At 62.0% G+C, this 10,422-nt stretch carries 11 protein-coding genes; 7 read left to right on the top strand and 4 right to left on the bottom strand.

What is annotated here, in order from left to right; translation table 11 throughout:
• The first annotated feature begins 269 nt into the window (after nt 1-269).
• The 5 genes from IAE77_RS04510 (at nt 270) to IAE77_RS04490 (ending at nt 3,474) form a co-directional block, all read left to right on the top strand.
• Nucleotides 270-800, top strand: coding sequence for a hypothetical protein (locus tag IAE77_RS04510; protein WP_294222474.1), 531 nt, complete (start codon nt 270-272; stop codon nt 798-800).
• Between the two features lie 210 nt (nt 801-1,010).
• Entirely contained in the window at nt 1,011-1,343 is a 333-nt protein-coding gene (locus tag IAE77_RS04505) for a hypothetical protein (protein ID WP_294222471.1), read from the top strand.
• Nucleotides 1,344-1,399: 56 nt separating this feature from the next.
• Complete coding sequence (locus IAE77_RS04500) at nt 1,400-2,275, top strand: alpha/beta hydrolase-fold protein (RefSeq protein WP_294222468.1); 876 nt, start codon at nt 1,400-1,402, stop codon at nt 2,273-2,275.
• A gap of 93 nt (nt 2,276-2,368) precedes the next feature.
• The gene (locus tag IAE77_RS04495; protein WP_294222465.1) at nt 2,369-3,241 is read left to right on the top strand and encodes an SMP-30/gluconolactonase/LRE family protein; all 873 of its coding nucleotides are present in this window, start codon (nt 2,369-2,371) and stop codon (nt 3,239-3,241) included.
• A gap of 8 nt (nt 3,242-3,249) precedes the next feature.
• A complete protein-coding gene (locus IAE77_RS04490; protein ID WP_294222462.1) occupies nt 3,250-3,474 on the top strand; it encodes a hypothetical protein in 225 nt (74 codons plus the stop codon).
• Between the two features lie 76 nt (nt 3,475-3,550).
• Here the strand turns inward: IAE77_RS04490 and IAE77_RS04485 are convergent, their stop codons facing one another.
• Entirely contained in the window at nt 3,551-3,688 is a 138-nt protein-coding gene (locus IAE77_RS04485; protein WP_294222459.1) for a hypothetical protein, read from the bottom strand.
• Nucleotides 3,689-3,897: 209 nt separating this feature from the next.
• On the opposite strand from IAE77_RS04485, the gene IAE77_RS04480 reads away from it, so the two are divergent.
• Complete coding sequence (locus IAE77_RS04480; RefSeq protein ID WP_294222456.1) at nt 3,898-4,707, top strand: DUF4190 domain-containing protein; 810 nt, start codon at nt 3,898-3,900, stop codon at nt 4,705-4,707.
• 6 nt (nt 4,708-4,713) lie between these two features.
• Here IAE77_RS04480 and IAE77_RS04475 read toward each other — a convergent pair whose 3' ends face one another.
• The 3 genes from IAE77_RS04475 to IAE77_RS04465 all read right to left on the bottom strand — a co-directional run bounded on the left by IAE77_RS04475 (nt 4,714) and on the right by IAE77_RS04465 (nt 8,694).
• Nucleotides 4,714-5,886 carry a J domain-containing protein gene (locus IAE77_RS04475; RefSeq protein ID WP_294222453.1) on the bottom strand — a complete coding sequence of 391 codons (1,173 nt, stop codon included), beginning with the start codon at nt 5,884-5,886 and terminating at the stop codon, nt 4,714-4,716.
• Between the two features lie 172 nt (nt 5,887-6,058).
• Nucleotides 6,059-7,351, bottom strand: coding sequence for a PQQ-binding-like beta-propeller repeat protein (locus IAE77_RS04470; protein ID WP_294222450.1), 1,293 nt, complete (start codon nt 7,349-7,351; stop codon nt 6,059-6,061).
• A gap of 89 nt (nt 7,352-7,440) precedes the next feature.
• Nucleotides 7,441-8,694 (bottom strand): hypothetical protein, encoded by a 1,254-nt coding sequence (locus IAE77_RS04465; RefSeq protein WP_294222447.1) that lies wholly within the window; start codon nt 8,692-8,694, stop codon nt 7,441-7,443.
• Nucleotides 8,695-8,795: 101 nt separating this feature from the next.
• Between IAE77_RS04465 and serA the strand changes: the two genes are divergently transcribed.
• The gene (gene serA, locus IAE77_RS04460; RefSeq protein ID WP_294222444.1) at nt 8,796-10,406 is read left to right on the top strand and encodes a phosphoglycerate dehydrogenase; all 1,611 of its coding nucleotides are present in this window, start codon (nt 8,796-8,798) and stop codon (nt 10,404-10,406) included.
• Nucleotides 10,407-10,422: the final 16 nt, after the last annotated feature.

The following is a 10,422-nucleotide window of genomic DNA, read 5'->3' as shown; positions in this document are numbered from 1 at the left end:
ATTCCGAGGCGGGGCCTTCGCGGAATCGGAATTCCGCGCTACATCGCCGCCGCGCAAGCTCCAGAGCGTTAGAAATGCAGGCTAGCTTTGGTGGGAGGCTGGGGACGCTCGAAAGCGGCGGAGGGGCGCCACACTCCAGGACGCTGGCGTATGATTCGGAGACGGGAGGCGGCGTTCGCGAATTGGGAGTTCGGAAGGGTTGGCACCGATCTCGGGCCGCGCAAAAGGCTTGCCGGGGAGACTTGCGCCTGTGTATAACCTCTTCTGCCATGAGAACTGCGTTCCATTTCATTCGCCTGGCCGTTCAAGCCGGGTCGGCGTGGGTGCTGGGGGTGGTTTATTACCTGCTGGCGATGGGGCTGGCCGTTTATGAGGGGTTTGAGTCGCTGATCGGTCAACCGGTGGTGGGCGTGGTGCTCAGCGCGGCCGCAGTGGCGGTGCTGTTGGTGGTGGGGCTGCCGCTTCGTCTGATCCCGGCGCTGCACCGGCTCTGGCTGCGGGTCTGGTGGGTTCCGCTGCTGCTGGGCGTGATCGCCATCGGCTGTTCGGTGCTGTCCTGGCAGCCGTCCTTCCGGGTGATGCTGACCGATCCCGAGTTCGACACGGCGGTGCCATGTTTTCATCCGGCCTTGGGCTACGGTGGGTGGCTGCTGGCGATTTTTGCGGCCTTGCACTTCTATCCTCCGCTGCCGCTGGACCGCATCGCCGATGAGGTGTCGCGCGTGGGCAGCCGCGTGGTGCGCTTGCATGTGCGTTCCGCTCGGCAAAATCCCGCCGGCCGAGAGGCACTACCCCCATGATGAGGCACGTCGGCAAGATGCCATTTGTCGCCCTGCTGGCCGCAGGTGGCTTGTGGGCGGCGTGGTTTGGTGCTTTTGGATCAATGGCGGTTTGCCGACATTGCGGCGCCTATCGCGAGACCCTCGAGTGGCAGATTCCAGGGACGCGGCTGACCGTGTTCAAAAGGCACCGGGTAAAAGAGAATGACTTCAGTTCCTTTGCAGCGAAGCATGGCAGAACGAACGAGGGGGAGTCATTCGTGGGTGTTTGTCGGCGGGAACGGAAACGGATTTATGGCGAGCGGCCCAGGAGTTTTCCTTCTTACCACCACGCAGCGAGTCGAGATTCGGGGCTTTCTGGAACTGTGCTTCGAGCATGACGGGAGGCTGGGCGGCAAGCTGCTTGATGCTGCGCTCGACTTTCAACGGGTTGACAAGGTCTTCCAGCTTGCTCTGCACTCGCAGCAGTACTATCCGACGATGGAAGGGTTCGAACGCTGGCGATTGGAGCATGCCGATGAGATCGCAGCGGTTGTCATTCCGGAAGAAGATGGGCGTGACTGACATTGCGCAGGCGCTGGTGCAAGATGCTCTTTCGCTTCCTCGTTCGGTTCCGCCTCATGAAGTTCCCCGCTCGCGTTTCTCTGTCTTTGTTTCTCGCCCTGGCCCCTGTCACCTTCGCCGCTCCGCAGGATGACCAGTATGTTCTTGGGCCGGACTCGCAGGTGCAGAAAGGCGTGCCGCAGGGAAAGGTGACGCAGATGCCGGCATGGACGAACTCAAAGATCTATCCGGGCACTACACGCGACTGGTGGGTCTATGTGCCGGCGCAGTACAAGCCCGAACAACCGGCGAACGTGATGGTGTTCTGCGACGGCGGCGGCTTTGTGAAGGCGGACGGGCAGTTCCGCGTGCCGGTGGTGTTCGACAATCTCATCGCGAAGGGCGAGATGCCGGTGACGATCGGCCTCTTCATCAATCCAGGGGTGTTTCCAACCTCGAATCCGAAGGACAAGCCACGGAGCAACCGCAGCTTTGAATATGACTCGCTGGGCGATCTGCATGCGCGTTTCCTGATCGAAGAAATCCTGCCGGAAGTGGCGAAGAACCACAAGCTGACGGACGATCCCGAAGGCCGTGGCATCTGCGGCAACAGCAGCGGCGGCATCTGCGCCTTCACCGTGGCGTGGGAGCGGCCGGATGCGTTCCGCAGGGTGATCAGCCACATCGGCAGCTTCACGAACATCCGCGGCGGGCATGTGTATCCCGCATTGGTCCGCAAGACGGACAAGAAGCCTCTCAAGGTCTTCCTCCAGGACGGGAAGAACGATCTGGACAACCAGTTCGGCAACTGGCCGCTGGCGAACCAGGACATGGCGGCGGCGCTGAAGTTTGCAGGTTACGACTACCAGTTCGTGCTCGGTGAAGGCACGCACAACGGCAAGCACGGCGGCGCTTTGCTGCCTGACACGCTGCGCTGGCTGTGGAAGAAGTGACAAACCGTCCGCTGTTCGGGGTTCGCTGTTCCCAGTTCTCCGCGAACGCGTTTCTTCCAACAGCGAATCGTGAACCGTGAACTTTTGATGCCCATGAAACACACTCTTTTGATTCTCAGCCTCCTCGTTTCCACCTCTCTGGCGCAAGACACCTCCCTCCACGACTACCTGGTCGAGGGCGAGCCCTGGAAGGAGGCGGCGGGCGGCTTCACCTTCACGGACGGCCTTTGCTGTGACAAGGAAGGCAATCTGTTCTTCACGGATGTGAAGGCCGGGAAGGGGATCTACATGCTGGATGTGGCGACCGGGAAGACAGACTTGTTTCTCGACAACCTCCCGGGCATCAGCGGCCTGCAGATCGGTCCTGACGGCCGCTTTTACGCCTGCCACAACAAAGAGCAGCGCATCATCGCCATCACGATGAAGGGGGAGGTGGAGGTGCTGCTGACCGGGGTGAAGTGCAATGACCTGGTAGTGAGCAAGACGGGGAATCTTTACTTCACCGAGACGCCGACGTTGAGCGTGCACCTGATCACGAAGGACAAGAAGCATGTCGTGGCTGATGCCGGGAAGGTGCAGAAGCCGAACGGCATCACGATCTCCCCTGATGAACGCACGCTGGTGGTGTCCGAACACGGCGGGAAGCATGTGTGGGCCTGGCGCATTGAAGATGACGGCACTTTGACCGGCGGAGAGCCTTTCATGACGATGTGGCTGCCGGTGGGCAAGGAAACCGCCTCCGGCGACGGTGCGACGACGGAGGCGAACGGCCGTTTCTTCGTGACCACGGAGCTGGGCGTGCAGATTTTCGATCCGGCGGGCCGTCTGGCCGGAATCATCACGAAACCGACGCCGGAATCAAAGGTGGTGAGCGTCGAGTTCGCGGGCAAGGACCACGATGTTCTCTACATCGCCGCCGGGGACAAGATTTTCGGCCGCAAAGTGAAGGTGAAGGGCTACTTCTGAGGCTGGTCATGACTTTCTCCCTCCCGCGTGCGATTCTTTTCCTCCTGTGCTCCTGGGGGGGCTCCTGCACCACCAGCATGGCCACGAAGTTTGACGCCGCCTGGGAAACCGTGGATCCCATGGGCCACCGCAGCGAGCATCAGGCGCGGCACTATCCCCGCGGCCGCAGCACCGGCATCCGCCTGCCTGATGGTGCCGGAAATGGCTATCGCCTGCCGGGTTCTTCCCGGTGATGAGGAGGCGACGGTTCCGGACCGAAGTCAATGTGGATCAAGAGCGAATGACGTCAGCAGGGCATTCATGCAGGGCTTACGCGCCAAAACCGTGGAAAATAGGGCGGGTGATTTCGGTGCGGAAGGTGGGATCAGGGGCGCAACGGTTGCGCTTGCTGCGCACGGAGCCTTTCAGCGGACTGGCCTTGAGCACCTTGGTGCACATTTCGCGCATCAGTCGGCCCCTGTGTCTTGCATGATGGATGGCGATGGGACGATGGGTGAAGGTTTCATCCACCTCTCAACCGCCATACTCAGTCGCTCATGTCATGCGTATGCCCTAGGCATGAGCGGGATTGATCGCATCACACGAACTTTTGGGATTGTGCCGCGAGGGGCGGATCGGGTAATTCTGCCGTCGTTCCATTCAACATCTGTCACGCCATGCATTACCACGTCGCCAAAAATGGGGAGAAGTCCGGCCCTTTTGAGAAGGAGGAGGTCTATCGACGCCTTGTGTCGGGTGAACTCGTCGGGACCGACCTCGGCTGGTGCGAGGGGATGGCGGAATGGGAGCCGCTTTCGAAGCTGATTCCACCGCCGGGAGCGGCCGTGTCTGGAGTTCCGGTGTTTGGACCCGTCACACAGGCTGCTGCGATTCCTGCGGGACCCGCAAAGACATCAGGAATGGCTGTTGGAAGCCTGATTTGCGGGATCCTAGGTCTGCTGCTGTGGCTGCCCTGCATTCCGGCGGTGATCCTGGGGCATCTGGGCCTTTCAGCGATCAAAAAATCGGCCGGTGCGCTCAAGGGACGTGGCATGGCCGTGGCCGGACTGGTGATGGGCTATGTGATGATCGCGGCGATCCCGCTGATCGCCATCCTGGCCTCGCTGGCGGTGCCGGCCTTCAATGCGGTGCAGGCGCAGGGCAATCAAATCAAGGCCATCAACAACGCCCGTCAGATCGTGATCGGCATGAAGCAATACGCGGCGGATCATGATGGAAAGTATCCGGCGAGCCTGGAAACGCTGTTTGATGAACAGATTCTGCTGGATCGCCGGGTGCTCGAGTTTCCGGCGCAGATGCAGGTGCCAGGGCAGGGCTGGGAATACCTCGGCGAAGGTCACACGGATCGCGACCTTGGGAATGTGGTGATTCTGCGCAGCCGTCAGCCGGACCGGCAGAAGAAGATCATCGTCGCGCGAAATGATGGGGTGGTGGCGGTGGAACGTGAAGAGCGGGCAACGCGGTAGCCGCCTTCAAAAGGCGTCCTCGGCGATGAGCGGGCGCTGAAGGTTTCCTGGTATGACCTTGTAGAGCGACACCGTCTTGGATGAGCTGTTTCTGGCCGCATCCTGCGACAGTTCGAGCGCGGCAGCCCGGAAGATGAGTCCGCTGCTGAGCGACCGGTAACGCAGCTCATATCTTCCTGGGGGAAGGTTCTCGAAGCGCATCTGTGATCTTGTGGCGATGAAGGCCTCCCTCACGACGATGGGATCGCCTTCGTCATCCGCCGGCAAGGCCAGCAATTTCACGTGCACGTCCGCATCGTGCAGCACGTTATCGACGACCACCTCGCAGCGACCTTGAGTGTGCCGTTGTTCAGTGCCTGGCAGGTAGCCCGTTTCCTCAGGCCAGGGACGGCCTTGCGGGGTGAGGGCAGGCCGGTCGTAGGGACGTTCATTGGGGTCCACCATCGGCACGACATCGTTGCGTCCGCCGAAGACGAGGCCCCGGCTCGCCTCAAGTGCCTGCTCTCGTTGAAACCACACCCAGAATCGATTCACCCACCCCAGCCGCCAAGCGACGAGGCCAGCCAGGAGCAGCATGGCAAGCACGCACGCGGTGATGATGATCGAGATCATGCGGAATCCACGTTTTCCGGGTCCCGGCGGGGTTGCTGGCGTCTGGGGATCATCCGCCGATTGTGGAAGCATCCGTCCATGGATGGCGGTCGATTGAGACGACGTGAACATCGGCGCAAGCCTTGATTCGGCGCGAACGAGGCTGCCGCCGCGAGATCTTCCCGACGAATGGAAATAAACTTCGGAAGATGACGGCACCAGCGCATGGTCCGGATGATGGCGGGACGACCGGGATCGGCGTCTGCGATGAGGACGCACTTCGATTGCCGCAGAGTCGGGGCCTCCTCTTTTGACGAGAGTGCCGCCTGCCAGGTCCGGTGCTGCTTCCGACCCGCCTGCGGCGGCAACACGCATGCTGCGAATCTGTTCGTCGTAGGCGCTTCGCGATTCTGGATCAATGAGCGCCTCATACGCTTCGTTGATGGCCTGCATGGCCCGCAGCGCCTCCTCCTGGCTCTCTTGATTGCTGTCCGGATGGTGCTGCTGGCTGAGCGCACGATAGGCGGCTTTGATCACTTCCGGTGGCGCATCTTCAGCCACTTTGAGAGTTTGGTAGTGCGTCAGCATGCTTCCGTGTTCGTCTTCCAAGGCAGGATCAGGCGTTCCGTCAACTTTTGATGGGAGTCAAGGAGAGGGTATTTCCTGAGGTGGGTCAGGTCAGTCTTCTCTAAGCCCGGCCTGAAAAGACCCGGACCTCTCCCGAGTGATCACGAAGGCGTGCCTTGGGTGCCCGGACACCTCACGGCACAGGCTGGCCTTTGGCACCGAGGCAGTAGAGGGAGGTGGCGGTGCGGACGAAGAGCTTCTTGTCGCCAATCGCGGGGACGGAGTTCACGGGGCCGTCGAGCTTGCTGGCGGCGAGTTTTTCGAACTTCGGACCGGCCTTGATGACGATGAGGTCGCCTTGCTGGCTGGCACAGAAGATCTTGCCATCGCCCGCGACGGGGCTGCTGAAGAACTTGGCGCTGCCGGTGGTGCCTTCGACGCGTTCTTCATAAAGAACCTTGCCGGTCTTGAACTCAACGCAGCGGAGGATGCCGCCATCACCCAGGAGATACATGTGCTCGCCGATCACGAGCGGGGAGGGGACATAGGGCAGGCCTTTCGGAATTTCGAATTCCACCGGCTTCGGCTTGCCGCTTTTCAGGTCCAGAGCGGCGATCTCCTTCACGCCACCGCCCGTGCCGAAGGTGCAGAAGTAGAAGTCATCGCTGAGGACGCCGGAGCCGAGGGAGCGCTGACTGTAGCCCGGATTGTGCTGCCAGTTGAGCTTGCCGGTCTTGAGGTCGAGCCCCATGACGCCGCTGCCGGTGTTTGCACAGATGATTTCCTTTTGGCCGCCCTTCAACTCATGCACCACGGGCGTGGAGAAGGTGTTCAGGCAGTTGGGCATCTCGTGCTTCCACACCTGCTTGCCCGTGGCTGCGTCCAGGCCGACGATGCAGCTTTTCCACTCACGCTGCTCGGGTGCGGTGGTGAGGTCCTTGCCGTTCTTCTCCACATCAAACTCGCTGCGCAGGATCATGACTCCATCGACCACCAACGCGGAGACGCCGGTGCCGTGCTCGTGGATGTAGCCCGCCACCTTGTCATTGCGCCAGAGGAGCTTGCCGCCGTGGTCGAGGGCGAGCGCCTGGATGTCGGGCCCGCTGCTCCAGTTGATGTAGATGCGCTGGGCGTCGATGAAGGGGGAGCTGCTGGCGAAGGTGTTGTAAGTCTTGTGCAGATTGTGCGGCACAAAGACTTCCTCGTGGCGCCACAATTCTTTGCCGTTCGCCGATGAAAACGCGATCACCGCACGCTTGTTGGCGGCGGTTTCCGCGGTGATCACGACCATGTCGCCCCACAGGATGGGGGAAGACCAGCCGCGGCCGGACTCGACCTTCCACAGCGTGGTGCTGTCATCGACCACCGAGGGCAGACCGGTGGTCTCGGCGACGCCGCTGCCGTTCGGCCCGCGAAAGCGGGACCAGTCTGTGGCTGCGTGGGCGGTGAGTGCGAAAAGGGCGGCAAGAGCGAGGCTGAGTTTCATGCGGGCGGATAGAACGCGGGTGTTGGGAGAAAAATTGCCACGACTGACCACGGACGATGGCGGACAGACGGAGGCCGGGAGGTGGGGGGTCAGGTCGCCGATTCAGGCTGGGGCAGATCCATCTGGACCATGGGGCCGGGCAAAGCGGGAGGCTCATTTGCAGCAGCGACCACGGCAGAAGCCTCTACGGCCGAGGGCATTTCGCTTGCTGGCGATGTTCCGACGGTGGCTGGCGCAACGTCAGACGTGTCGCTGCCTGTCGAGGGTGCTTCCGCGGTGATCGGCGTCGCATCGGGTGCCGAGGCGGTGGATTCGCCTGCCTGCGGGGCCTTGCTCGTCGGAATGGCAGCGGTGGACTCTTCAGGTGGTGACGGTGGGCGGCCTTGGGACACTGCCGTTTGGTTCTTGTCCACCGCCTCGCTGAGCCGATATTCGAGTTCGGCGATCTTGTAGCCGTCCTCGCGGGCCTTCTTGCGGGACTCCGCCTCCACCTGGGCGAGCTTGTCCTCCAGTTCGCGGATCTTTTTCTCGTTGCCGGCCGAAAGAGCGGCGGCGCTGCTGGAAAGAGGGGCGGACGGGACGCCGACGGCGTTCATGAACTCCTTCTGCACCATCTCAACACGAGCCTCGGCAGCTTTGAGGGCACGCTGCAGATTGGCGAGCTTGCCCTCGGCCTGCTGCTGGGCTTCGCGGGCTTTCGCCACCTCGGCCTCGGCTCCACCAGCAGCGGCGTAGGCGGCATGTTCGTCCCGCACCTTCTTCAATTCGGCGGCCTGTTCCTGGAACTCAGTTTTGTGCTTCAGCACCAGTTCCTGTGCCGCGATCATCCGCTGCTCGAAATCAGCGGCGCGGGCGTTCGTGGCCTCGACGGTCTGTTCCAGCGCCTTCACGCGGCCTTGTTCGGCGGAAAGCGCCAGTTCGAGGTCCTTGATGCGGGATTGCGTGGGAACAAGCTGGGCGGCAACTTCGCGCGTGGCGGCCAGTTCGCCCTCCAGCCGCGTGATTTGCTGGGAGGCGTCGTTGGCACGGCGTTCGGCCACCTCACGATGCGTGGTGAAACGCTGCTGCAGGTCGCCGAACTGCTCTTGGAGCTCGGAAAACTTCGCCGCAGCCGCTCCGGCGGCGGTTCGTGCCGCGGCGGCATCGGCTGCCGCATGATCCTGGGCTGCCTTCAGCGTCGCAGCGGCCTCGGCGCGCAGTTTTTCCTGGGCGGTGGCTGCTTCCCTGCGGTGGCGCTTCAGTTTGACCGCATAAATGATCCAACTGAGAAGCCCGGTCGCCACGACTGCGCAAATCGCGTAAAGCTCTGGTTCGCCGATGCCGGGGACTTGGGCCAAAATCATGCCCTCTATTCAACCCGCCCGACTCGCTCTGTCCAGTGCGCATTGGTAGTTGAGCGCTGAGGAAAGGCGGCTAGTCTGCGCGCCCTTTTCCCCAAACCACCATGTCCAAGTTCAACATCCTCATCGCCGGCAACAACGACCCCATTTCGAGCAAGGGCATCGACCTGCTCAAGGCGGAGCCGTCCTTCAATGTGACGGTGAACATGGACCTGAAGGCCGAGGACAAGATGATCGAGGCCTCCCGTGACGCCCACGCCATCATCGTGCGCAGCGGTGCCAAGGTGACCGCCAAGGTCATCGAAGCCGCGCCGAACCTCAAAGTCGTGGGCCGCGCCGGTGTCGGCGTGGACAACATCGACATCCCCGTGGCCAGCAAGCGTGGCGTGGTGGTGATGAACACCCCCGGTGGCAACACGATTTCGACCGCCGAGCAGGCCTTCACCCTCATGATGGCCCTCAGCCGCAAAACGCCGCAGGCGCACGCCACCATCGTGAATGGCAAATGGGACCGCAAAAGCTTCCAGGGCACCGAAGTGTATGGCAAAACGCTCGTCGTGCTCGGCATGGGCCGCATCGGTGCCGAGTTCGCCAAGCGTGCGAAGGCCTTCGGCATGAGCGTGGTGGCCTATGACCCGTATTTGAGCAAAAACCGCGCGGAGAGCCTCGGCGTGACCCTTTGTGAGGATCTCGATGCCGCCATCGTGCAGGCAGACTACATCACGATGCACATGCCGCTGACGCCGGAGACGAAGCACATGATCAATGCGAAACGTCTCACCACGCTGAAGCCGAGCTGCCGCATCATCAACTGCGCCCGCGGCGGCCTCATCGACGACGCCGCGCTCGCCGAAGCCCTCACCGCTGGCACCATCGCCGGTGCTGCGCTCGACGTCTTCGAGACCGAGCCGCCCCCCGCCGATTATCCGCTGCTCAAAGCCCCGAACACCGTCTTCACGCCTCACCTTGGCGCCTCGACGGAAGAAGCGCAGGAAAACGTCGGCATTGAAATCGCCGAAGTGATCAAAGCGCACTTGCTGCAAGGCACGGTCGTCAACGCGGTGAACATGCCGAACGTGGATCCGAAGGTGCTCGCCGAGATCGGGCCGTTCTTGAAGTTCGGCGAGCTTCTCGGCCGCCTCGTTTCGCAACTCGCTCCTGCACGGAGCAATGTCGTCCGCATCAATTACAGCGGCAAAGTGGGAACCGGCGACACGACCTTGATCTCCCGTGCGGTGCTGAAAGGCTTCCTGGAGCGCCCCGTCGGTGCCGAGCAGGTGAATTACATCAACGCCAACGGCGTGGCCGAAAACCTCGGCATCCGCTTCACCGAAAGCCGTCTCACCGACGCGAGCGAGTTCAACGATCTCATCGAAGTCGTCGCCAAAAACGACAGCGGCGAGGCTGCCAGCATCTCCGGCACCTTCTTCGCCGGTGATCCGCGCATCGTGAAGGTCAACGGCCGCCGCATCGAGGCCCGTCCGGAAGGCACACTGCTGTTCATTGAGAACATCGACCGCCCGGGCATGATCGCCGCCTATAGCGCCACGCTGGGCAAGAATCAGGTCAACATCGCCGACATGTCGCTCAGCCGTGACAAGGAAGGCGGCAAGGCGCTGACGCTGCTCACGCTCGACTCCACGCCGGGTGCCGAAGTCCTCGCTGAACTGGAGAAAATCCAGGGCATCAGCAAGGTGCACTGCGTGGCGGTTTGAGTCTGGCAGTGAGAAC

The organism is Prosthecobacter sp., assembly GCF_014879935.1.
Taxonomy (GTDB): domain Bacteria; phylum Verrucomicrobiota; class Verrucomicrobiia; order Verrucomicrobiales; family Verrucomicrobiaceae; genus Prosthecobacter.
The sequence above is the reverse complement of the archived record's forward strand: the minus strand, read 5'-3'. Positions and strand labels throughout refer to the sequence as shown.